Origin of the sequence: Micromonospora sp. AMSO12t (assembly GCF_008806585.1) — a bacterium.
GTDB classification, from domain to species: Bacteria; Actinomycetota; Actinomycetes; order Mycobacteriales; family Micromonosporaceae; genus Micromonospora; species Micromonospora reichwaldensis.
The window spans coordinates 1-26,226 of the sequence record NZ_WAAS01000075.1; the positions used below are offsets into that span (position 1 = coordinate 1).

The 26,226-nt window shown below is 75.6% G+C and carries 4 protein-coding genes; all 4 read left to right on the forward strand.

Features of this window, described 5'->3' with window-relative positions; all coding sequences use genetic code 11:
- A partial coding sequence (locus F6X68_RS14080; protein WP_225852195.1) for a phosphopantetheine-binding protein occupies positions 1–756 on the forward strand: 756 nt, incomplete at its 5' end.
- 245 nt (positions 757–1,001) lie between these two features.
- Positions 1,002–1,862 carry a metallophosphoesterase gene (locus F6X68_RS14085; RefSeq protein WP_151454704.1) on the forward strand — a complete coding sequence of 287 codons (861 nt, stop codon included), beginning with the start codon at positions 1,002–1,004 and terminating at the stop codon, positions 1,860–1,862.
- A 324-nt stretch (positions 1,863–2,186) separates the two neighbouring features.
- On the forward strand, positions 2,187–24,791 hold the full coding sequence (locus F6X68_RS14090; protein WP_151454705.1) for a type I polyketide synthase: 22,605 nt from the start codon (positions 2,187–2,189) through the stop codon (positions 24,789–24,791).
- A 26-nt stretch (positions 24,792–24,817) separates the two neighbouring features.
- The coding region (locus F6X68_RS14095) for a beta-ketoacyl synthase N-terminal-like domain-containing protein (RefSeq protein WP_151454706.1) at positions 24,818–26,226 on the forward strand (1,409 nt) is incomplete at its 3' end.

Here is a 26,226-nt window from a genome sequence, read left to right on the forward strand (position 1 = left end):
GTGGCGGGGGAGCAGTTGAGTCGGCGTGGTTTGCCGGGGATGGCTCCGGAGTTGGCGGTGGCGGCGTTGCAGCGGGCGTTGGATGGTGATGAGGGTCAGGTGGTGGTGGCGGATGTGCGGTGGGATCGGTTTGTGCCGTCGTTCACGGCGTTGCGTCCGTCGCGTCTGTTCACCGACATCCCCGAAGCGCAGCCCGCACCGGCCGAGGAGACGCCGAAGGGCGAGGACCGCGGCGCGGCGTCGGCGCTGCGCGAGCGGCTCGCCGCCGCCTCCGGGCCGGAGCGCGACCGCATCCTGCTCGACCTGGTCCGCGGCACCGCCGCGGCGGTGCTGGGACACGCCACGCCGAGCGGGATCAGGCCCGCCCGCGGCTTCCTCGAACTGGGCTTCGACTCACTCACCGCCGTCGAGCTGCGCAACCGGCTGACCGCCGCAACGGGCATCGGGCTGCCCGCCACCCTCGTCTTCGACCATCCCACCCCGAACGCGCTCGCCGGTCACCTGCGGGCCGAGTTGGCGCCCGAGCAGCCGGCGTTGCCGATCGTGGCCGAGATCGAACGCCTCGACAAGCTCCTCGGCGGGCTGCCGGGCGACCAGGTCGACGACGCGGTCGTCGGTCGGCTGGAGGACCTGCTGGCCAGGTGGCGGGGACGACCCGCCGCCACCGCATCCGCGCCGGCCGCCCCGGAGGAGTTGGAGTCGGCGAGCCGGGACGAGCTCTTCGACATCATCCAGCGGGAGTTCGGCAAGTCCTGAGCGGACACTGCCCGACCCCGGGCAGGACGGGCCGGGGAAAGGGACACCCGACGGCGCCGGACGCCTGACCGGCGCCGTCGGGCAGGTGCGGCTGCCTAGGGGTGCACGGATCCCGTCTAGGGGTGTGCCGGTGCGGGCCCGGCTCCGTAGGGTCGGAGCCCGTCAGGCCGTCTCGCCCTGCCCACCGGCAGCCGAGCGGTACGGATGTGGGTGCGTGCGGTACCCCGGATGGACGGGAGGTCCGCATGGCCGGATCCGGCCTGCCTCAGTTGCTCGCCATCAGTGACCTGCACGTGGTCCACGCGGAGAACAAGGCGATCGTCGAGCGGCTGCGGCCGGAGCGCGACGGCGACTGGCTCATCGTCGCCGGCGACGTCGGGGAGTTCGTCGCCGACATCGAGTGGGCGCTGGGACTGCTCAGCAACCGGTTCGCCAAGGTGATCTGGGCCCCCGGCAACCACGAGCTCTGGACCCCCCGCGAGGACCCGATCCAGCTGCGGGGAGACGCGCGCTACCAGCACATGGTGGAGCTGTGCCGCGGGCTCGGGGTGGTGACTCCAGAGGACCCGTACCCCGTCTGGGACCCGCAGGGCGACGACCCGGTCCTGATCGCGCCGCTGTTCCTGCTCTACGACTACAGCTTCCGGCCGGCCGGGACGTACACGAAGGAGCAGGCCCTGGCGCGGGCCCACGAGGTCGGCGTGGTCTGCACCGACGAGATCCTGCTGCATCCGGACCCGTACCCGACGCGCGACGCCTGGTGCCGGGCGCGGCTGGCCCTGACCGAGCGCCGGCTCACCGCCGAGCGCAACGGGCTGCCCACCGTCCTGGTCAACCACTTCCCGCTCGTCCGAGAACCCACCCGGATCCTGCGGTACCCGGAGTTCGCGCAGTGGTGCGGCACCGAGGCCACCGCCGACTGGCACGTCCGGTTCGACGCCCGCGTCGCCGTCTACGGCCACCTGCACATCCCGCGCACCACCTGGTACGACGGGGTCCGCTTCGAAGAGGTCTCGGTGGGCTACCCACGGGAGTGGCGTCGCCGCTCGACGCCTCCGGGGCGGCTGCGCCGCATCCTGCCGGCGGCCGCCGGACAGCCCGCCTGAGCGCCGTCGCGATGCTGGTCACCGCTTTGTCCGGGACCCGCCGCGACGGCCCTCACGGGCCGGTCGATCAGGGGTTCTCTAGGGGTTGGGCGCGTGATGGGCGCTCAGTACCGTCCAGTCACGGTGGCGGGCATGTGTCGGCGGGACGGCCCGGCGTGGCGGGCGCCTGAGCAGGCACGACAACCGGAATCAGGAGCAGGTGTCGGGATCGTTGGCCGAACGGCCATGTCTCCACCCACCTGTGCACGAAGCCGGTCCGTCGGCGGTGGTGTGGTCAACGAATCGGCAGATTCCGATCGATAGCAAGCTCTGGGCGGGTGGGTCATGGCGGACGAAGACAAGCTCCTCGAACACCTGAAGTGGGTGACCTCCGAGCTCCGCCTGGCGCGCCGGCGCCTGACCGAGCTGGAGAACGAGGACGCCGAGCCGATCGCGATCGTCGGCATGGCCTGCCGGTTCCCCGGCGGGGTCGCCTCGCCGGAGGACCTCTGGGAGCTGGTCGCGGGCGGGGTGGACGCCACCGGCACGTTCCCCGACGACCGGGGCTGGGACCTTGACGGGCTCTACGACCCCGACCCGGACCACCCCGGCACCACCTACAGCAACCGGGGCGGCTTCCTGCGCGACGCCGGCCTGTTCGATCCGACCCTGTTCGGCATCTCGCCGCGCGAGGCGCTGGCCATGGACCCGCAGCAGCGGCTCCTGCTCGAGGTGACCTGGGAGGTCTTCGAGCGGGCCGGCATCGACGCCGCGTCGGTGCGGGGCAGCCGTACCGGGGTGTTCGTCGGCACCGCCGGGCAGGACTACACGTCGGTGCTGCGGCAGCTGCCCGAGGGCACGGAGGGCTACGTCCTCACCGGCACGGCCGCCAGCGTCATGTCCGGCCGGCTGGCGTACTCCTTCGGGCTGGAGGGCCCGGCCGTCACGATCGACACCGCCTGCTCCTCGTCGCTGGTCGCCCTGCACCTCGCCGGTCAGGCCCTGCGCGACGGCGAGTGCTCCCTCGCCGTGGCCGGCGGCGTCACCGTGCTCGCCACGCCCGGCGCCTTCGTCGAGTTCTCCCGCCAGCGGGGGCTCGCCTCCGACGGCCGGTGCAAGGCCTTCTCCGCCGACGCCGACGGGACCGGCTGGTCCGAGGGCGTCGCCATGCTGCTCGTCGAGAAGCTCTCCGACGCCCGGCGCAACGGTCACCCCGTCCTGGCGGTGATCCGGGGCAGCGCCGTGAACCAGGACGGCGCCAGCAGCGGCCTGACCGCCCCCAACGGTCCCTCCCAGCAGCGGGTCATCCGGCAGGCGCTGGAGAACGCCCGGCTCAGCCCGTCCGACGTGGACGTGGTCGAGGCGCACGGCACGGGCACCCGGCTGGGCGACCCGATCGAGGCGCAGGCGCTGCTCGCCACGTACGGGCAGGGACGGTCCGCCGACCGGCCGCTGTGGCTGGGGTCGCTGAAGTCGAACATCGGCCACCCGCAGGCCGCGGCCGGCGCCGGCGGCGTCATCAAGATGGTGATGGCGATGCGGCACGGCGTGCTGCCGCCCACCCTGCACGTGGACCGGCCGTCCCCGCACGTCGACTGGTCGACGGGGGCCGTGTCCCTGCTGGACGAGGCGCGCCCCTGGGCGGGCGGCGACCACGTCCGCCGGGCCGCCGTGTCGTCCTTCGGCATGAGCGGCACGAACGCCCACCTGATCCTGGAGCAGGCCCCGGCGCCCGACCCGGCTGCCGACGAGGCCACGCCGTCGCGCCGTCCCGTCGTCGCGCCGGTGCTGCTCTCCGCCGCGCAGCCGGCCGCGCTGTCCGCGCAGGCCGGCCGGCTGGCCCGTTGGCTGGGCGACGACGAGGAGCCGCGCCCGCTCGACGTGGCCTGGTCGTCGGTGGTGTCCCGCTCGGCGCTCGACCGGCGTGCGGTGGTGCTCGCCGAGGACCGTGCGGGCCTGCTGGCGGGCCTGGAGTCCCTGGCGGCGGGAGCGCCGTCGGGCACGGTGGTCGCGGGCCAGGCCGGGGACCGGGGTCCGCTGGCGGTGCTCTTCTCCGGCCAGGGCGCGCAGCGCGCCGGCATGGGCCGGGAGCTGTACGCCGAATTCCCCGTCTTCGCCGCCGCGTTGGACGAGGCGTGCGGGCACCTGGACCGGGTGCTGCCGCGCCCGCTGAAGGAGGTGCTGTTCGCAGCCGAGGGTTCCGCCGAGGCGGAGCTGCTGGACCAGACCGCGTTCACCCAGGCCGGGCTCTTCGCGGTCGAGGTGGCGCTGTTCCGCCTGGTGGAGTCGTTCGGCGTGGTGCCGGACTTCGTGGGCGGGCACTCGATCGGCGAGGTCGCCGCGGCGCACGTGGCCGGGGTGCTGTCCCTCCAGGACGCCTGCCTGCTGGTGGCGGCGCGGGGCCGGTTGATGCAGGCGCTGCCCGACGGCGGCGGCATGCTCGCCGTGGCCGCCGACGAGGCGGCGGTGGTCGAGTCGATCGCCGGGCTGACCGACCGGGTCGGCGTCGCGGCGGTGAACGGCCCGACCTCGGTCGTGGTCTCCGGCGCCGTCGACGCGCTGGACGAGGTGGAGCGGGCCTGGCGGGACCGGGGTGTGCGTACCCGCCGGTTGACCGTCAGCCACGCGTTCCACAGCCCGCTGATGGAGCCGGTGCTGGAGCGCTTCCGCGGCATCGTCGAGCGGCTGGACTTCGCCGCGCCCGCGCTGCCGATCGTGTCGAACCTGACCGGGGCGCTCGCCGACGCCGACGAGATCCGCACCGCCGACTACTGGGTGCGGCACGTGCGTGAGGCGGTGCGCTACGCCGACGGGATCGGGGCCCTGCGGGACGCCGGGGTCGACACGTTCCTGGAGGTCGGCCCGCAGAGCGTGCTGACCGCGATGACGGCGGACGCCCTGCCCGACGACGACGTGCTGACCGTCGCCGCCCAGCGCCGGGACCGGCCGCAGGCGCAGGCACTGCTGGCGGCGCTGGCCGAGCTGCACGTGCACGGCGTCCCGGTCGCCTGGCAGGAGTGGTTCGCCGACACCGGCGCGCGGCGGGTTGAGCTGCCCACGTACGCCTTCCAGCGGGAGCGGTTCTGGCCCGAGGTGGTGCCGTGGCGCGTCGGCGACGTGTCGGGTGCCGGCCTGGGCGTGGCGGGGCACCCGCTGCTCGGCGCCGCGGTGCGCCTCGCCGGTGACGACGAGGTCGTGCTGACCGGCCGGCTGTCGGCGTCGACGCACCCGTGGCTGGCGGACCACGTGGTCGGCGGTGCCGTGGTGGTGCCGGGCACCGCCCTGGTCGAGCTGGCGGTGCGCGCCGGCGACGAGGTGGGCGCGTCGCGCGTACGGGAGCTGACCGTGGCGGCGCCGCTGGTGCTGCCGGAGTCCGGCGCGGTACGCGTGCAGGTGCGCGTCGGCGCGGCCGACGATTCCGCAGTCCGGTCGGTGTCCGTGTACTCCCAGCCCGAGGACGACGACGACTCCGAGTGGACGCTGCACGCCGACGGTGTGCTCGAACCGGTGTCGGCCGACGAGCCGGGCGTCGGCGCGTGGCCGCCGGCGGGCGCGACCGAGGTGGACCTGACCGGGTGGTATCCGGCGCTGGCGGAGCACGGCCTGTCGTACGGGCCGGTGTTCCAGGGCGTGCGGCGGGCCTGGACGGCCGACGGTGCGGCGTACGCCGAGGTGGCGTTGCCGGACGGCGCGGCCGGTGACGCGAGCGCGTTCGGGGTGCACCCGGCGCTGCTGGACGCCGCCCTGCACCCGGTGGCCCTGCTGCTGGCGGCGGAGCCGGCGGGCGGGCCCCGCGTGCCGTTCGCGTTCGAGGGCGTGCAGGTGCACGCCTCGGGCGCCAGGACGCTGCGGGTGCGGCTGACCCGGGACGGCTCCGGGGTGCGGCTGGTCGCCTGCGACGGCTCGGGCGCGCCGGTGGTGTCGGTGGACTCCCTGGTGCTGCGGGAGATGACCGCGACGGCGACCCGGAGCGGCGCCGCCCGGTCGCTGTACGAGGTGGCCTGGCAGGCCGAGCAGATCGACGGCGTCGACGACCTTCCGGGGTGGGCGGCGCTGGGCCGGCCGGCATCGGACGCGCTGCCGGAGGTGCCGGTCTACGCGGACGTGGCGGCCCTGGCGGCGGGCGGGGCCACCGCCCGGCAGGTGCTGCTGACGGTGCCCGCCGGCGAACCCGGCGTCGCCGTGCCGGAGGCCGTGCGGACGGTCACCGGCGGTGTGCTGGACGTGCTGCGGTCCTGGCTCGCCGCCGAGCCGCTGGCGGACACGAAGCTCGTGGTGGTGACCCGGGGCGCGGTGGCCGCCGGGGACGACGACCAGGTCACCGACCTGGCCGCCGCCGCCGTCTGGGGCCTGCTGCGCTCGGCGCAGTCGGAGCACCCGGGGCGGATCGTCCTCGCCGACGTCGAGGGCGAGTTGACCCCGGCGACCCTCGCGGTGCTGGCCGGCGCCGCCGTCGACCCGTCGGTCTCCGGCGGCCAACTCGCGGTGCGCGGCGAGCGCACCCTCGTGCCGAGGCTGGCGCGGCCGGTGGGCGACGAGCTGACCCCGCCGTCCGGGCCGTGGCACCTCGCCCCCGTCACTCCCGGCACCCTGGACGGGATCGGGCCGGTCCGGGCCACGCCCGGGGAGCTGGACGCGGGCCAGGTGCGCGTCGCCGTGCGCGCGGCCGGCGTGAACTTCCGGGACGTGCTGATCGGCCTGGGGATGTATCCGGATCCGGCGGCCGTGATGGGCAGCGAGGGTGCGGGCGTCGTGGTCGAGGTCGGCCCCGGCGTGACCGACCTGGCGCCCGGCGACCGGGTGATGGGCATGTTCGAACTCGGGTTCAGCCCGCAGGCGGTCGCCCACCGCCAGCGCATCGCCAAGATGCCCGCCGGCTGGTCCTTCACCCAGGCCGCGTCCGTCCCCCTGGTCTTCCTGACCGCGTACTACGCGCTGCGCGACCTGGCCGGCCTGCGGGCGGGCGAGTCGGTGCTGATCCACAACGGCGCCGGTGGCGTCGGCATGGCCGCCATCCAGCTCGCCCACCACCTCGGCGCCACCGTCCACGCCACCGCCAGCCCCGGCAAGTGGGGTGTGCTGCGGGGACTCGGGGTGGCGGGGGAGCGGATCGCGTCGTCGCGGACCACGGAGTTCGAGCAGGTCTTCGGCGCGGCCACGGGCGGCGCCGGGGTGGACGTGGTGCTCGACGCGTTGGCCGGTGAGTTCGTCGACGCGTCGCTGCGGCTGCTGCCGCGCGGTGGCCGGTTCGTGGAGATGGGCAAGGCCGACGTGCGCGACCCGGAGACGGTCGCCGCCGACCACCCGGGCGTGACGTACCGCGCGTTCGACCTCAACGAGGCGGGCAGCACCCGCATCGGCGAGATGCTGACCGAGATCCTCGACCTGTTCGGGCAGGGCGCGCTGCGTCCGCTGCCCGTACGGGCGTGGGACGTGCGTCAGGCCCGGCAGGCGCTGCGGCACGTCAGCCAGGCCCGCCACGTCGGCAAGGTGGTGCTGCGCATCCCCGCGCCCGTGGACCCCGACGGCACCGTGCTGCTCACCGGCGCGGCCGGGACCCTGGCCGGCGTACTCGCGCGGCACCTCGTCGCCACCGGCCAGGCCCGCCGCCTGCTGCTGGCCTCCCGCCGCGCACCCGGCCGGGACGACGGGTACGCCACCCTGGTCCGGGAGCTGACCGACGCGGGCGCCGACGTCACCGCCGTGGCCGTCGACGTCAGCGACCCCGCGCAGGTCACCGAGCTGATCGCCGGGATCGACCCGGCGCACCCGCTGACCGCGGTGGTGCACACCGCCGGCGTGATCGCCGACGCGACCATCGGTTCGTTGGACGAGTCCGCCCTGCGTATGGTGCTGGCGCCGAAGGTGGACGCCGGCTGGGCGTTGCACGAGGCGACCGCGCACCTGGACCTGTCGGCGTTCGTGTTGTTCTCGTCGGTGGCGGCCACCCTCGGCTCCCCGGGGCAGGGCAACTACGCCGCCGCGAACGCGTTCCTCGACGCCCTCGCGCAGCACCGCCGCCAGCAGGGCCTGCCCGCCACCAGCCTCGCCTGGGGCATGTGGGCCACCGACAGCACGATGACCGCGCACCTCGACGGCGACGACCAGCAGCGGCTGCGGCGGGTCGGGATGAGCCGGCTCTCCCCGGCCGAGGGCGCCGAACTCTTCGACGCCGCCCTGCCAGCGGTGCAACCGGTCGTCGTCGCGGCCCGCCTCCACGTCACCGGCGAGGCGAGCCACGTACCGCCGCTGATGCGGCACCTGCTGCGCGGCGGCGGCCGACGCCGCGCCGCCACCGACCGGCCGAGCGCCGGGGCGTCGTGGCGGGAGCGGCTCGACGGCCTGTCCGAGGCGGACGCCCGCCAGGCGCTTGTCGACCTCGTCTGCGGCCAGGCCGCCACGGTGCTGGGGCACGCCTCGGCACAGGCGGTCCCCGCCGCCCGCGCCTTCAAGGACCTGGGCTTCGACTCGCTGACCTCGGTGGAGCTGCGCAACCGGCTGGGCGCCGCCACCGGGCTGCGGCTGACCGCCACGCTGGCCTTCGACCACCCCACCCCGGCCCGGCTCGCCGACCACCTGTTCGCGCAGCTCGGCCGGGCCACCGGCGCCGGAACCACCGTCCGTACCGTCGTCACCGCCGACGCCGACGAGCCGATCGCCATCATCGGCATGGCCTGCCGCTACCCGGGCGGCGTCGCCACCCCCGAGCAGCTGTGGCAGCTCGTCACCTCCGGGTCCGACGCCATCGGCGGCTTCCCCACCGACCGCGGCTGGGACCTCGACCGGCTGTACGGCACCGACGGCGACCAGGCCGGCGGCACCGTCACCGACCAGGGCGGCTTCCTCTACGACGCGGCCGACTTCGACGCCGGCTTCTTCAACATCAGCCCCCGCGAGGCCCTCGCCATGGACCCGCAGCAGCGGCTGCTGCTGGAGACCGCCTGGGAGAGCTTCGAGTACGCCCGCATCGACCCCGCCGCCCTCGGCGGCACCGCCACCGGCGTCTTCATCGGGGCCGCCTCCTCCGGCTACGCCACCAGCGGACGCGACGACCTGGACGGCCTCGAGGGGCACCTGCTGACCGGGACGGCGGGCAGCGTCGCCTCCGGGCGGGTCGCCTACATGTTCGGCCTCGAAGGCCCGGCGGTCACCGTCGACACCGCCTGCTCCTCGTCGCTGGTGGCGCTGCACCTTGCCGCCCAGGCGCTGCGCGGCGGCGAGTGCGACATGGCCCTGGCCGGCGGGGTGGCGCTGATGGCGCAGCCCGGCATGTTCTCCGAGTTCTCCCGGCAGGGCGGCCTCGCCCCGGACGGGCGGTGCAAGGCGTTCGCCGCCGGGGCCGACGGCACCGGCTGGTCCGAGGGCGTGGGCATGCTGCTCGTGGAGCGCCTCTCCGACGCCCGGCGCAACGGGCACCGGGTGCTTGCCGTACTGCGCGGCTCCGCGATCAACCAGGACGGCGCGTCCAACGGGCTGACCGCCCCGAACGGCCCGTCGCAGCAGCGGGTGATCCGGCAGGCCCTGGAGAACGCGCGGCTGAACCCGGCCGACGTGGACGCCGTCGAGGCGCACGGCACCGGCACCGTCCTCGGCGACCCCATCGAGGCGCAGGCGGTGCTGGCCACCTACGGGCAGGACCGCGCCGACGCCGAGCCGCTCTGGCTCGGCTCGATCAAGTCGAACATCGGCCACTCCCAGGCCGCGGCCGGGGTGGCCGGCGTGATCAAGATGGTGCTGGCGATGCGGCACGGCGTGCTGCCGCCCACCCTGCACGTGGACGAGCCGTCGCCCCACGTCGACTGGAGCGCCGGGGCGGTCGCCCTGCTCACCGAGGCCCGTCCGTGGCCGGCGGTGCAGCGGCCGCGCCGGGCCGCCGTGTCGTCGTTCGGCATCAGCGGCACCAACGCGCACACCATCATCGAGCAGGCGCCCGACGAGCCGGCCCCGGCGACGACCCCGCTGGCGGGGGACCTCCCCGGCCTGGTCGGCCCCGCCGCCGTACCCCTGCTGGTCTCCGGCCGCAGCCCCCGCGCGCTCGGGGCGCAGGCCGCCCGGATCGGCGAACGGCTGGCCGGCGACGCCGACCTGGACCTGCGGCACCTCGGGTTCTCCCTGGCCGCGCAGCGGGCGCACCACCCGTACCGGGCGGTCGTCGTGGCCGCCGACCGGGACGACGCGGCCGCCCGACTGGCCGCCCTCGCCTCCGCCGACGGCCCGCCGGCCGGCGCGGACACGGCGTCGAAGGTCGTCTTCGTCTTCCCCGGCCAGGGCTCCCAGTGGAAGGGGATGGCCCTGGACCTGCTGGAGACCTCGCCGGTCTTCCGGCAGCGGATGGGGGAGTGCGCCGAGGAGCTGTCCCGACTGGTGGACTGGTCCCTCACCGACGTGCTCCGGGAGGCGCCCGGCGCGCCGCCCCTGGACCGGGTGGACGTGGTCCAGCCGGTGCTCTTCTCCGTCATGGTGTCCCTCGCCCAGCTCTGGCGCTCGTGCGGCGTCGTGCCGGCCGCCGTCGTCGGGCACTCGCAGGGTGAGATCGCCGCGGCCTGCGCGGCCGGCGCGCTGACCCTCGCCGACGCGGTACGGCTCGTCGTGGCCCGCAGCCGTGGCCTGCTGGCCATCTCGGGCCGGGGCGGCATGGTCTCCGTCCCGCTGCCGGCCGCCGACACCGAGCAGCTCATCGCGCAGTGGCCGGGCACCCTCTCCGTGGCCGCCCTCAACGGCGCCGCCGCGACCGTGGTCTCCGGTGACGCGGCGTCGGTCGCCGAACTGCTCGCGCACTGCGCCGAGCGGGACATCCGGGCCCGCGCGATCGCCGTCGACTACGCTTCACACTGCGACCACGTCGACGCCGTACGCGACGACCTGGTGGCCGCGCTCGGCACGGTCGACTCCCGTTCGACCGGGGTGGCCTTCCACTCGACGGTCACCGGCGAGCCGATCGACACCGCGGAGCTCGACGCGGGCTACTGGTACCGCAACCTGCGGGAACCGGTCCGGCTCGCGCCGGTGCTGGACCAGCTGATCGACCAGGGCTTCCGGGTCTTCGTCGAGGTCAGCCCGCACCCCGTGCTGAAGGTGGTGGTCCAGGACGCGCTGGAGAAGGCCACCGGCGCCGTCGACGCGGGCGTCGTGGTCGGTTCACTGCGCCGCGACGAGAACGGGCCGCACCAGATCCTGACCGGCCTCGGCGACCTGCACGTCGCCGGGGTGCCCGTCGACTGGGCGGCGGTGTTCGCCGGCTCCGGCGCCACCGGCGTCGACCTGCCGACGTACGCCTTCCAGCGGGAGCGGTTCTGGCCGGCGGTGGACCACTCCGCCAGCGGCGACGTGTCCGGCGCGGGCCTCGGGGCGGCGGGACATCCGCTGCTCGGCGCGGCGGTACGCCTCGCCGGCGACGACGAGGTCGTGCTGACCGGCCGGCTGTCGGTGTCGACGCACCCGTGGCTGGCCGACCACGTGGTCGGCGGTGCGGTGCTGGCGCCGGGCACCGCGCTGGTGGAACTGGTGGTGCGCGCCGGCGACGAGGTGGGCGCGTCGCGGGTACGCGAGCTGACGGTGGCGGCGCCGCTGGTGCTGCCCGCCTCCGGCGCCGTCCGTGTGCAGGTACGCGTCGGCGCGGCCGACAGCTCCGGCGTCCGGTCGGTGGCGGTCCACTCGCAGCCCGACGGCGACCCGGAGGCCGACTGGACGCGGCACGCCGACGGTGTGCTGGAGCCTGCCGCCGACGAGCCGGAGGTGGGCGCCTGGCCGCCCGCCGGGGTGCCCGAGGTGGACCTCGCCGGCTGGTATCCGGCGCTGGCGGAGCGGGGCCTGACCTACGGCCCGTCGTTCCAGGGGCTGCGCCGGCTGTGGGCCGCCGGCGACCACGCGTACGCCGAGGTCGCGTTGCCGGACGAGGCGACCGCCGACACCGACCGGTTCGCCGTGCACCCGGCGCTGCTGGACGCCGCGCTGCACCCCGTGGGGCTGCTGCTGGCGGACCGCTCCGGCGGGCCGCGGGTGCCCTTCGCCTTCGAGGGCGTGCAGGTGCACGCCTCCGGCGCCCGGGTGCTGCGGGTGCGGTTGACCCGGACGGGTTCCCGCGTGCGGCTGGTGGCCGGCGACGAGTCGGGCGCGCCCGTGGTGTCGGTGGACGCGCTCGCGTTGCGGGAGATGACCGCGTCCGCCGGCCAGGACCCCACCGAGCGGGCCCTGTTCGAGGTGACGTGGCAGCCCGAGCGGGTCACGCCGGCGCGCGACGTCACCGGCTGGATGCTGCTCGGCGACACCGAGGTGCCGGCAGACCTGTCCACGCCGGCGTTCCCGACCGTCGACGACCTGGTCACGGCGATCTCCGGCGGCGTGGTCGAGGCGCCCCGCGCGCTGCTGCTTCCGGTCCGAGCGGACACGCCGGACGCCGGACTGCCCGACCTGGTGGGCACGGTCACCGCCCAGGTGCTGGACGTGCTGCGGTCCTGGCTGGCCGCCGAGGCCCTGGCCGACACGAAGCTGGTGGTCCTGACCCGCGGCGCGGTGCTCGCCGCACCGGCCGACGCGCTGCGGGACCTGGCCGGCGCGACGGTCTGGGGCCTGCTGCGCTCGGCGCAGTCGGAGCACCCGGGACGGATCGTCCTCGCCGACGTCGACGGCGCGCTCACCCCGGCGACCCTCGCGGTGCTGGCCGCGGTGGCCGATGACCCGTCGGCCACCGGCGGCCAGGTGGCCGTACGCGGCGACGAGGTGCGCACCCCGCGCCTGGGCCGGCCCGTTGGTCCGGCCGCCGAGGAACTCGTCGCGCCGGCCGGGCTGTGGCAGGTCGGCGCGGTGAGCCCCGGCACCCTCGACGGGATCGGCATGGTGCCCGCCACGCCCGTCGCCCTGGACGCAGGCCAGGTGCGCGTCGCCGTGCGCGCGGCCGGCGTGAACTTCCGCGACGTGCTGATCGGCCTGGGCATGTACCCGGATCCGGCGGCCGTGATGGGCAGCGAGGGTGCGGGCGTCGTGGTCGAGGTCGGCCCCGGCGTGACCGACCTGGCGCCCGGCGACCGGGTGCTCGGCATGTTCGAGCCGGCCTTCGCCCCCGAGGTGGTCGCCGCCCGCGACCTCGTCGCGAAGATCCCCGACGGCTGGTCCTTCACGCAGGCCGCGTCGGTGCCGGTGGTGTTCCTGACCGCGTACTACGCGCTGCGCGACCTGGCCGGGCTGCGGTCCGGCGAGTCGGTGCTGATCCACAACGGCGCCGGTGGCGTCGGCATGGCCGCCATCCAGCTGGCCCGGCACTGGGGCGCGACGGTGTACGCCACCGCCAGCCCCGGCAAGTGGGGCGTGCTGCGTGGCCTCGGGGTGGCCGGGGAGCGGATCGCGTCGTCGCGGACCACGGAGTTCGAGCAGGTCTTCGGCGCGGCCAGCGGTGGTGCCGGGGTGGACGTGGTGCTCGACGCGTTGGCCGGTGAGTTCGTCGACGCGTCGTTGCGGCTGCTGCCGCGCGGTGGCCGGTTCGTGGAGATGGGCAAGGCCGACGTGCGCGACCCGGAGACGGTCGCCACCGACCACCCCGGCGTCAGCTACCGCGCGTTCGACCTCAACGAGGCCGGACACCCGCGGATCGGCGAGATGCTGACCGAGATTCTCGACCTCTTCGCGCAGGGCGCGCTGCGTCCGCTGCCCGTACGGGCGTGGGACGTGCGTCAGGCCCGGCAGGCGCTGCGGCACATCAGCCAGGCCCGCCACATCGGCAAGGTCGTCCTGCGGGTGCCCGCGCCCGCCGACCCCGACGGCACCGTGCTGCTCACCGGCGCGGGAGGCGCCCTCGCCCGGGTGTTCGCCCGGCACCTGGTCGCCACCGGTCAGGCGCGGCACCTGCTGCTGGCCTCGCGCCGCGGCCCCGAGCAGTACCAGGACCTGGTCGAGGAGCTCACCCGGGCCGGTGCCCGGGTCACCGCCGGCACCGCCGACGTGACCGACCCCCGGCAGGTGACCCGGCTGCTGGAACTGGTGGACCCGGCGCACCCGCTGACTGCGGTGGTGCACACCGCCGGCGTGATCGCCGACGCGACCATCGGTTCGTTGGACGAGTCCGCCCTGCGTACGGTGCTGGCGCCGAAGGTGGACGCCGGGTGGGCGTTGCACGAGGCGACCGCGCACCTGGACCTGTCGGCGTTCGTGCTGTTCTCGTCGGTGGCGGCCACCCTCGGCTCGCCGGGGCAGGGTAACTACGCGGCGGCGAACGCGTTCCTCGACGCCCTCGCGCAGCACCGCCGGCAGCAGGGGCTGCCCGCCACCAGCCTCGCCTGGGGACTGTGGGCCACCAGCAGCGCGATGACCGCGCACCTGCACGGCAACGACCACCGCAAGGCGATCCGCGCCACCAGCGCCCCGCTGACCGACCAGCAGGGCGTCGCGCTCTTCGAGGCGGCACGGCAGCGCGGCAGCGCCCACCTCGTACTCATGAACCTGCCGCCGGCAAGCGCACGCCCGGCCGGCGGCACCGTGCCCAGCCTGCTGCGTGACCTGGTCCGCACCTCCGCTCCGGCCCGCCGCGCGGTGGGTCGGGGCACGGCCGACACCGCGTCGGTGCGGGACCGCCTGGCGATGCTCAGCCCGGCCGAGCGGCGCAACCACCTGCTCGACCTGGTGGCCGCGAACGTCGCCAGCGTGCTCGGGCACCGCTCCGCGGAGAACGTCGACCCTCACCGCGCCTTCAAGGAGTTGGGCTTCGACTCGCTCACCTCCGTCGAACTGCGCAACCGGCTCTCCGCCGCGACCGGGCTGCGGCTGCCCGCGACCGTGGCGTTCGACCACCCGGCCCCCGCGGTGCTCGCCGACTTCCTCGACCGGGAACTGGGCGGCGGTTCGGACGCCGCCCGCCCGGCCGCGGTCGGTACGGCCGCCGCGCTCGACGAGCCGATCGCCATCATCGGCATGGCCTGCCGCTTCCCCGGCGAGGTGCAGACCCCCGAGCAGCTCTGGCAGGTGGTCACCGCCGGCGCCGACGTCATCTCGCCGTTTCCCACCGACCGGGGCTGGGACCTGGACGACCTGAGGGCCAGCGGCGGGGACGACACGTCCGTACCCCGCCAGGGCGGCTTCCTGCACGACGCCGCCCAGTTCGACGCCGCCTTCTTCGGGATCTCGCCCCGGGAGGCGCTGGCCATGGACCCGCAGCAGCGGTTGCTGCTGGAGACGTCCTGGGAGGCCTTCGAACGGGCGGGGATCGACCCACACACGGCGCGGGGCAGCAGCACCGGCGTCTACGTCGGTCTCATCTACCACGACTACGCCTCCCAGGCCGCCGGAACGACCGACGAGGTGGACGGCTACGTCGGCAACGGCAGCGCGGGAAGCGTCGCCTCGGGACGCATCTCGTACCTGTTCGGCCTCGAAGGCCCCGCGGTCACCGTCGACACCGCCTGCTCATCGTCGCTGGTCGCCCTGCACCTGGCCACCCAGGCGCTGCGGCAGGACGAGTGCCGGCTCGCGCTCGCCGGCGGGGTGAGCGTGATGTCCACCCCCGGCATGCTCACCGAGTTCTCCCGGCAGCGTGGCCTGTCGCCCGACGGGCGGTGCAAGGCCTTCGGCGCGGGCGCCGACGGCACCGGCTTCGCCGAGGGCGTCGGCATGCTCCTGCTGGAGCGCCTCTCCGACGCGCAGCGCAACGGCCACCGCGTCCTCGCCGTCGTGCGGGGCAGCGCGGTGAACCAGGACGGCGCCAGCAGCGGCCTGACCGCGCCGAACGGCCCCGCCCAGCAGCGGGTCATCCGGCAGGCGCTGGCGAACGCCCGGCTGACCCCGGGCGACGTCGACGCCGTCGAGGCGCACGGCACGGGCACCGCGCTGGGCGACCCCATCGAGGCGCAGGCCCTCCTGGCCACGTACGGGCAGGACCGGCCGCAGGACCGGCCGCTGTGGCTCGGTTCGATCAAGTCGAACATCGGTCACGCCCAGGCGGCGGCGGGCGTCGCCGGGGTGATCAAGATGGTGCTGGCGATGCGGCACGGTGTGCTGCCGCCGACCCTGCACGCGGACGAGCCGTCGCCGCACATCGACTGGACCGCCGGCTCGGTGGCCCTGCTCACCGGCACCCGGTCGTGGCCGGCCGTCGACCGGCCGCGCCGGGCCGCGGTGTCGTCGTTCGGGATCAGCGGCACCAACGCGCACACGATCATCGAGCAGGCGCCGGAGTTCGTCCCGCCGCCCGCCGGGCCGCCCGCGACGTCCCCGGTCGACCTGGTCGCGGGCGTCCTCTCGGCCCGCGACGACGCCGCCCTGCGCGAGCAGGCACGCCGGCTGCGGGGCCTGCTGGACGACGAACCGGACCTGACGCTCGCCGACGTCGCCCACGCGCTCGCCACCCGCCGCACAGCCTTCGAACACCGCGTGGTGCTGCTGGCCCGGGACCGCGAGGACCTGCTCACCGCCCTCGACGCGGTGGCCGCCGACCAGCCCTCGGCCGCCGTCGTCCACGGCGTGGCCCGCGGCGGGCGCACCGCGATCCTCTTCTCCGGCCAGGGCGCCCAGCGCCCCGGCATGGGGCGCGAGCTGTACGACGCCCACCCGGTCTTCGCCGCCGCCCTCGACGAGGTGTGCGGGCACCTGGACCAGCACCTGCCCCGTCCGCTGCGCGAGGTGCTGTTCGCCGAGGCGGGCACGCCGGAGGCGGAGCTGCTGGACCAGACCGTCTTCACCCAGGCCGGGCTGTTCGCCGTCGAGGTGGCCCTGTTCCGGCTGGTCGAGTCGTTCGGCGTCCGGGCGGACCTGGTGGCCGGGCACTCGATCGGCGAGGTGGCCGCCGCCCACGTCGCCGGGCTGTTCAGCCTCGCCGACGCCTGCGCGCTGGTCGGGGCCCGTGGCCGGCTCATGCAGGCCCTGCCGCAGGGCGGCGGGATGCTCGCGGTCGGCACCGACGAGCAGGCCGTCGTGGAGTCGTTGGCCGGGCTCACCGACCGGATCGGCGTCGCGGCGGTGAACGCCCCGACCGCCGTGGTGGTCTCCGGCGAGCTCGGGGCCCTCGACGAGGTGGAGCGGACCTGGCAGGACCGGGGCGTACGCACCCGCCGGCTGAACGTCAGCCACGCCTTCCACAGCCCGCTGATGGAGCCGATGCTGCGCGAGTTCCGGCAGGTGCTCGACACCCTGACGTTCCACTGGCCGGCCCTGCCGATCGTGTCGAACCTGACGGGCGAGGTCGCCGACCCCGACGAGATCGGCACCCCCGACTACTGGGTCCGGCACGTGCGCGAGACCGTCCGGTTCGCCGACGGGGTCGCCAGCCTGCGTACGCGCAACGCCCGGGTCTTCCTCGAACTGGGCCCCGACGCGGTGCTCGCCGGCATGGTGCGCGGCTGCCTGCCCGACGACGGCGACACCCTCCCGGCGGCCGTCGTGGCGAGCCTGCGCCCGGGCCGCCCGGAACCGGTGTCGCTGATGAACGCGCTGGCGGAGCTGCACGTGCACGGCGTGCCGGTCACCTGGACCGACCTCCTGCCGGGCACCGCGACCCGCCCGGTGGACCTGCCGACGTACCCGTTCCAGCGGCAGCGGTTCTGGCCGGCGGTGGGGCGGCTGCGGGCCGGTGACGTCAGCGGCGCGGGCCTCGGTGTGGCGGGGCACGGCCTGCTCGGCGCGGCGGTCGACCTCGCCGGCGACGACGAGGTGGTGCTGACCGGCCGGCTCTCGCTGACCACCCACCCCTGGCTGGCCGACCACGTGGTCTCGGGCGTGCCGCTGGTCCCCGGCACGGCGCTGGTGGAACTGGCCGTGCGCGCGGGCGACGAGGCGGGCGTGTCCCGGCTGCGTGACCTGGCGGTGCTGACGCCGCTGGTGCTCCCCGACGCGGGCGCCGTGCGGATCCAGGTCCGGGTGTCGGCGGGCGACTCGTCGCAGCGTCCCGTCGCCGTCTACTCGCGCCCCGACGACGACCCCGAGGCGGGCTGGCTCCAGCACGCCGAGGGTGTGCTGGAGCCGGCGACGGCGGACGAGCCGAGGACGGGCACCTGGCCGCCGGCCGGCGCGACCGAGGTCGACCTGGCGGGCTGGTACCCGGCGCTCGTCGCGCGCGGCCTGGCGTACGGGCCGGTGTTCCAGGGTCTGCGACGCGCGTGGGTGGGCGACGGCGAGGTGTTCGCCGAGGTGGTCCTGCCGGACGACGCGGCGGCGGGCATCGACCGGTTCGGGGTGCACCCGGCGCTGCTGGACGCGGCCCTGCACCCGGTCGCCCTGCTGCTGGGCGAGGAGCCGGGCGGGCCACGGGTTCCGTTCGCGTTCGAGGGCGTGCAGGTGCACGCCTCGGGTGCCACGGTGCTGCGGGTCCGGTTGTCCCGCAGCGGCGCCGGCGTGCGGCTGGTGGCGTGCGACGAGGTGGGCGCGCCGGTGGTGTCGGTGGACTCCCTCGTCCTGCGTGAGCTGGCTGGCACGGCCACGGCAGGTGTGGCGTCCCGGTCGATGTTCGAGGTGGTCTGGCAGGCGGAGGAGACCGAACCGGTCGACGACGTGTCGGGTTGGGCGGTGCTGGGCGGTCCGGCCCTGCCGGGCGTTCCCGGCGGTCCCTCCGCCGAGACGATCAGGCAGCTGCTGGCCGCGATCGACACCGGCACCGCGCCGCCGCGCCGACTGCTGTTCACGCCGACCGGGCCGGACGCCGGCGACGTCGACGCGGCGCAGCGGGCCCGGGCCATGACGGCGGACGTGCTGGGCCTCGTGCAGGCGTGGCTGGCCGCGGACGTCCTGGCGGATTCGAAACTGGTGGTGGCCACCCGACGCGCCGTGTCCGTCGGCGACGAGGACCAGGTGACGGATCCGGCCGCCGCGGCGGTGTGGGGTCTGCTGCGTTCGGCGCAGTCCGAGCACCCGGGCCGCATCGTCCTGGCCGACGTGGACCGTGGCGTGAACCCCGGCGTGCTGGGCACCCTGACCCGCTATGCGGCGGACCCGACCGGCGGCCAGGTGGCCGTCCGTGGCGGCGAGGTCTTCGTGCCGCGCCTGGTCCGTGCGGTGGTGCCGGCGTCGGCGCAGGCGCCGGCCGTCGGTGACGGCGTGGTGCTGGTGACCGGCGGTACGGGCGCGCTCGGTGCGCTGGTCGCGGAGCACCTGGTGTCGGTGCACGGCGTGCGCTCGCTGGTGCTCGTGTCGCGGCGCGGCCCGGAGGCCGAGGGCGCCGGCGAGCTGACCGGGCGGTTGACCGCGCTGGGCGCCGACGTACGGATCGTCGCCTGTGACGTGACGGACCGGGACCAGGTGTTCGGCCTGGTGGCGGAGATCGGCGCCGAGGGTCGCCTGGCGGGTGTGGTGCACACGGCCGGTGTCCTGGACGACGGTGTCGTGGAGGGGCTGACGGCGGAGCGGCTGGCCGGGGTGTTGGCGCCGAAGGTGTCGGCCGGGTGGTTCCTGCACGAGGCGACGGCGTCCCTCGCGCCGGATCTGGACGTGTTCGTGGTGTTCTCGTCGGTGGCGGGGGTGCTGGGTTCGCCGGGGCAGTCGGCGTACGCGGCGGCCAACGCGTTCCTGGACGGGCTGGCGGTGTGGCGGCGCAAGTCGGGCCTGCCCGCGGTCAGCCTGGCGTGGGGCATGTGGGACACCGCCGGCATGGCCGCGTCGATCGGTGGAGTCGAGCGGGCCCGCTCGGCGCGCGCCGGCCTGCGGGGCATGAACGCCCGGACCGGTCTGGAGCTGTTCGACGCCGCCCTGGGCGCCGGCCGGCCGGCCCTGGTGCCGGCCGTGATCGACGTGCCCGCGCTGCGCGCGGCGGCCTCCGGCGGGATGGTGCCGCCGATGCTGCGGGTCCTCATCGGCACGGCGAACACCCGCCGCCAGGCGGGCAAGGGCGGTGACGGCTGGGCCGACCGGCTGGCCAGGCTCAGTGAGGAGAACGGCCTCACCGAGGTGGACCAGCTGGTGCGGGGTCTCGTCGCACAGGTGCTGGGACACGGCGGCGCCGAGGCGGTGCCGGCGGACCGGGCGTTCCGGGAGCTGGGCTTCGACTCGCTGACCGCCGTCGAGCTGCGCAACCGGGTCAACGGCGCGACCGGCCTGCGGCTGGCCTCGACCCTGGTCTTCGACTACCCGACCCCGCAGGCCCTGACCGCCCACGTGTACGCGGAACTGGTCGGCGAACGGCTCGCCGCCGTCGTCTCCGACGAGCCGGCCGGCGGCGACGCCGACGAGCCGATCGCGATCGTGGGCATGGCCTGCCGCTACCCCGGCGGCGTCCAGTCACCCGACCAGCTGTGGAAGCTGGTCAGCACCGGCGGGGAGGGCGTCGGCGAGTTCCCGGCCGACCGCGGCTGGGACCTCGACACGCTCTTCCACCCCGATCCGGACCACCCCGGGACGTCGTACACCCGGCACGGCGGTTTCCTGTACGACGCCGGCGCGTTCGATCCCGCGTTCTTCGGCATCTCGCCGCGCGAGGCCCTCGCCATGGACCCGCAGCAGCGGTTGCTGCTGGAGGCGTCGTGGGAGACGTTCGAGTCGGCGGGGCTGGACCCGTCGCGGCTGCGGGGCAGCCGGACGGGCGTGTTCGCCGGCGTCATGTACCACGACTACGCGAACCGGCTCATGGAGCTGGCCGGCGAGGTCGAGGGCTACGTCGGCACCGGCAACTCGGGCAGCGTGCTGTCGGGTCGGGTGGCGTACACGTTCGGGCTGGAGGGCCCGGCGGTCAGCGTCGACACGGCGTGCTCGTCGAGCCTCGTGGCGCTGCACCTGGCAGTGCAGGCGTTGCGCTCGGGCGAGTGCGATCTGGCGCTGGCCGGCGGTGTGACGGTGATGGCGACGCCGGGGACGTTCATCGAGTTCTCCCGGCAGCGTGGCCTGTCGGCCGACGGCCGGTGCAGGTCGTTCGCGGCGTCGGCCGACGGCACCGGCTGGTCCGAGGGCGTGGGCGTGCTGCTGGTGCAGCGCCTCTCCGACGCCCAGCGGGAGGGTCGGCGCATCTACGCGGTCGTGCGGGGCACGGCGGTGAACCAGGACGGCGCGTCGAACGGGCTGACCGCGCCGAACGGCCCGTCGCAGCAGCGGGTGATCCGCCAGGCGCTGGCGAACGCGCGCCTGACCACCGCTGACGTGGACGCCGTGGAGGCGCACGGCACGGGCACGACCCTCGGTGACCCGATCGAGGCGCAGGCGTTGTTGGCGACGTACGGGCAGGAGCGTCCGGGGGACCGGCCGCTGTTGTTGGGGTCGGTGAAGTCGAACATCGGGCACACGCAGGCGGCTGCCGGTGTGGCCGGTGTGATCAAGATGGTCATGGCGATGCGCCACGGTGTGGTGCCGTCGACGCTGCACGTGGACGAGCCGTCGCCGCACGTGGACTGGTCGGCCGGGGCGGTCGCTCTCACCACCGAGGCGACGCCGTGGCCGGCTGTGGACCGGCCGCGTCGGGCGGCGGTGTCGTCGTTCGGCATCTCCGGCACGAACGCGCACGTGATCATCGAGCAGCCGCCGGCCGAGCTGGTCGAGGGCGAGATCGTCGCCGGGAACGTACCGCCGCTGGTGCCGGTGCTGCTGTCGGCCCGCGACGGCGCGTCGCTGGTCGCGCAGGCGGGCCGCTGGGCGAGCTGGCTGGCCGCCGACGGCGGCGTACGCCCGCTGGACGCGGCGTGGTCGAGCGTGGTGTCCCGGTCGGTGCTGGAACATCGCGCGGTGGTGGCCGGGACGGGCCGCGACGAGCTGCTGGCGGGCCTGGAGGCGCTGGCGGCGGGTGAGCCCTCCGGCGGGGTCTTCGCGGGCCCGGGTGGGCCCCGGGGCCGGCTGGCGCTGGTGTTCTCGGGCCAGGGCGCGCAGCGCGCCGGCATGGGCCGGGAGCTGTCCGAGGCGTTCCCGGTGTTCGCGGCAGCCCTGGACGAGGTGTGCGGACACCTCGACCCGTTGCTGCCGGGTGCGCTGCGGGAGGTGCTGTTCGCCGAGGCGGGTACGGAAGAGGCGGAGCTGCTGGACCAGACCGTCTTCACGCAGGCCGGCCTCTTCGCCGTCGAGGTGGCGCTGTTCCGGCTGGTGGAGTCGTTCGGCATCGTGCCCGACATGGTCGCCGGCCACTCGATCGGCGAGGTGACGGCCGCGTACGTGGCCGGGGTGCTGTCCCTGGCCGACGCGTGCGCCCTCGTTGCCGCGCGGGGCCGGTTGATGCAGGCGCTGCCGGCCGGCGGCGGGATGCTGGCCGTGGCCGCCGCCGAGGACGCGGTGACGGAGTCGATCGTCGGCCTGGCCGACAAGGTCGGTGTCGCGGCGGTGAACGGGCCGACGTCGATCGTCGTGTCCGGCGCGGTGGAGGCCCTCGACGAGATCGAGCGCGACTGGCGGGACCGGGGCGCGCGTACCCGACGGCTCGCCGTCAGCCACGCGTTCCACAGCCCGCTGATGGAGCCGATGCTCGCCGAGTTCCGGACGGTCCTGGACGGGTTGACGTTCGTCGCGCCGGCGCTGCCGATCGTGTCGAACGTGACCGGCGCGCTCGCCGACGCCGACGAGATCCGTACGGCCGACTACTGGGTGCGCCACGTCCGCGAGGCCGTCCGCTACGCCGACGGGGTCACCGCCCTGCGGGCCGCCGGGGTGGACACGTTCCTGGAGATCGGGCCGCAGAGCGTGCTGACCGCGATGGCGGCGGACATCCTGCCGGACGACGACGACGTCCTGTCGGTCGCCACCCAGCGTCGGGACCGGTCGCAGGCCCAGGCGCTGCTCGGCGCGCTGGCGGAACTGCACGTGCACGGCGTGCCGGTGACCTGGCAGGAGTGGTTCACCGACAGCGGGCCGCGGCGGGTCGACCTGCCGACGTACACCTTCCAGCACCAGCGCTACTGGCCGGAGCCGGCGAGCCGGCCGCGTACGAGGACGGCCGACAGCGTCGACGCCGACTTCTGGGCCGCCGTCGAGCAGGGCGACCTGAGCGCCCTCGCCACGCAGTTCGGCGACGACGGCGCCGCCCTGGACGCCCTCACCCCGGCCCTGCCGGTCCTGTCGACCTGGCACCGGGCGCGGACGCGGCGGGCGGTCGTGGACGCCTGGTCGTACCGGGTCGGATGGAAGCGGACCGACATCACCGCCGAGCCGGCGCGGCCCGGCGTGTGGCTGCTCGTGACGGCGGAGGACGACCTGACGGACGGCACCCGCGCGGAGGCGGTCACCAAGGCCCTCGCCGAGGTCGGCGCCGACGTGGTCCGGCTGACCGTCGACCCGGTCGGCACCGACCGGGCGGAACTCGCCCGCCGGCTGGCCGACGCGCTGGCCGACGGGCCCGTCACCGGCGTGCTCTCCCTGCTCGGCCTCCGCGACCAGCCGCACCCCGCCCACCCGGCCGTACCGGTCGGGACGGCCGCCACGCTGCTGCTGCTCCAGGCCCTGCACGACGCCGGGGCGACGACCCGGCTGTGGTGCCTGACCCAGGGCGCGGTCAGCACCGGCGACGGGGACGCGGTGCACGGCGTCGCCCAGAGCGGGCTGTGGGGCCTGGGACTCGTGGCGGGCCTGGAACACCCCCAGCTCTGGGGTGGACTGGTGGACCTGCCCGAGCAGGTCGACGCGACGGCGTGGGACCGGCTGGCGCGGGTGGTGACCGGCGCCGGCGACGAGGACCAGCTGGCCGTACGCCCCTCCGGGGTGTTCGTCCGCCGCCTGGTCCGGGCGGCACCCGCCGCCCCCGACACGGCGGAGCGGTGGCGGCCGTCCGGCACGGTGCTGGTCACCGGCGGCACCGGCGCCCTGGGCGCCCACGTCGCCCGGTGGGCGGCGGCCAACGGCGCCGCGCACGTCGTGCTGACCAGCCGCCGGGGCGAGCGTGCCCCCGGGGCGGTGGAGCTGCGCGATGAGCTGACCGCGCAGGGCGTACGGGCGTCGGTCGTGGCCTGCGACGTGGCCGACCGCGACCAGGTGGCGGCACTGCTGGCCCGGCTGGACGAGGACCCCGCGCCGTTGACGGCCGTGGTCCACGCGGCGGGTGCCGGCGAGCCCGGCCTGATCGCCGACACCGACCTGGCCGCGTTCGCCGGGGTGCTCGACGGCAAGGTCGCCGGCGCGGTGCACCTGGACGCGCTGCTCGCCGACCGGCCGTTGGACGCCTTCGTGCTGTTCGCCTCCATCGCCGGGGTGTGGGGCAGCGGCGGGCAGTCCGCGTACGCCGCCGGGAACGCCTTCCTGGACGCGCTCGCGGAGCAGCGTCGCGGGCGGGGCCTGCCGGCGACGTCCGTGGCCTGGGGGCCGTGGGCCGACGGCGGCATGGCCACCGGCGAGGCCCAGCAGCTGCTGGCCCGGCGCGGCCTGACCGCCATGGCACCGGCCAAGGCCGTGCACGCCATGCGGTACGCCGTGGGCCTGCCCCGGGCGGCGCTGACCGTGGTGGACGTCGACTGGGCGGTCTTCGCCCCGGCGTACGCCTCGGCCCGCCCCCGGCCGCTGCTCGACGACATCGCCGAGGCCCGCGAGGCGCTGCACGCCCAGGCCGGGGAGCAGCAGCCCGGCGGGGCCGTCGACGCCCTGCGGGAGCACCTGCTCACGCTGCCCCGGCCCGAGCGGGTCCGGCACCTGGTCGATCTCGTCCGCACCCACGCCTCCGCCGTGCTCGGCCACTCGGGCACGGACCGGGTCAAGCCGCAGCGCGCCTTCAAGGAGCTCGGGTTCGACTCGCTGACGGCGGTCGAGCTGCGCAACCGGTTGACCGGGGCCACCGGCCTGTCGCTGCCAGCGACCCTCGTCTTCGACTACCCGAACCCGGCCGTGCTCGCCGAGAACCTGCTCGACGGCCTGCTGCCCGAGGGGGCACAGGCGGACGGCGGCGACCCGGCGGAGGCGGCCGTCCGGCAGGCGCTCGCGGCGATCCCGCTGACCCGCCTGCGGGAGGCCGGGCTGCTGGACCTGCTGCTCAACCTCGCCGACGCCGACGGCGGCGACGGTGACGAGTCCACCGACGAGGACCTGGACCTCGACGACCTCGACACCGACGCCCTCGTCAGGCTGGCGCTTGACGGAACCGATTCCTGACCGTTGTCCCCAGTACGGAGCTCATGATGTCTACGTCCGCAGACAAGGTCGTCGAGGCGCTTCGCGCCTCGCTCAAGGAGACGGGCCGCCTCCGTCAGCTCAACCAGCAGCTGACCGCTGCCGCCCGGGAGCCCATCGCGATCGTCGCGATGTCCTGCCGCTACCCGGGCGGCGTGGCCAGCCCCGAGCAGCTCTGGGACCTGGTGGCCTCCGGCAGCGACGCCATCGGCGGTTTCCCGACCGACCGGGGCTGGGACCTGGACAACCTGTACGACCCGGACGCCGACCGGGCCGGCCACTCCACCACGCGGGAGGGCGGCTTCCTCTACGACGCGGCCGACTTCGACGCCGAGTTCTTCGGCATCTCGCCCCGCGAGGCCGTGGCGATGGACCCGCAGCAGCGGCTGCTGCTGGAGACGTCGTGGGAGGCGTTCGAGCAGGCCCGGATCGCACCCGCGTCCATGCGCGGGCAGAAGGTCGGCGTCTTCGTCGGTACCGCCGCCAACGGCTACGGCGTGGGCCCGCAGACCGAGGTCGAGGGCACCGACGAGGGCTACCTGCTGACCGGCACGGCCACCAGCATCGTCTCGGGACGGATCGCGTACGCCCTCGGCCTGGAGGGCCCCGCCGTCACGGTCGACACCGCCTGCTCGTCGTCGCTGGTCGCCCTGCACCTGGCCTGCCAGGCGCTGCGGCAGGGCGACTTCGACCTGGCCCTGGCCGGCGGCGTCTGCGTGATGGCCACCCCCGCCCCGTTCGTGGGCTTCTCCCGGCAGCGGGGGCTCGCCCCCGACGGCCGGTGCAAGTCGTTCGCCGCCGCCGCCGACGGCACCGGCTGGTCCGAGGGCGTCGGCATCCTGCTGGTGGAGCGGCTGTCGGACGCCCAGCGCAAGGGGCACCCCGTCCTCGCCGTGATCGCCGGCAGCGCCGTCAACCAGGATGGCGCGTCCAACGGTCTCACCGCCCCCAACGGGCCGGCCCAGCAGCGGGTGATCCGGCAGGCCCTCGCGAACGCCCGGCTGACCACGGCCGACGTGGACGCCGTCGAGGCGCACGGCACCGGCACCGTGCTCGGCGACCCGATCGAGGCGCAGGCGCTGCTGGCCACGTACGGGCGGGACCGGCCCGCCGACCGGCCGCTGCTGCTCGGCTCGATCAAGTCGAACATCGGTCACAGCCAGTCCGCCGCGGGCGTGGCCGGCGTGATCAAGATGGTGATGGCGATGCGGCACGGGCTCGTGCCGTCCACCCTGCACGTCGACGAGCCGACGCCGAAGGTGGACTGGTCGGCCGGCGAGGTGTCGCTGGTGACCGAGGCGACGCCGTGGCCGGTGACCGACCGTCCCCGCCGGGCGGCCGTCTCGTCGTTCGGCATCTCCGGCACGAACGCGCACACCATCCTGGAGGAGCCGCCCGCCGCCGACGCCGCGGCCCC

What these genes read in the sequence shown, in the direction of transcription:
- F6X68_RS14085 (WP_151454704.1), top strand. Translation starts at nt 1,002, where the DNA reads ATGGCCGGATCCGGCCTGCCTCAGTTGCTCGCCATCAGTGACCTGCAC.
- F6X68_RS14090 (WP_151454705.1), top strand. Translation starts at nt 2,187, where the DNA reads ATGGCGGACGAAGACAAGCTCCTCGAACACCTGAAGTGGGTGACCTCC.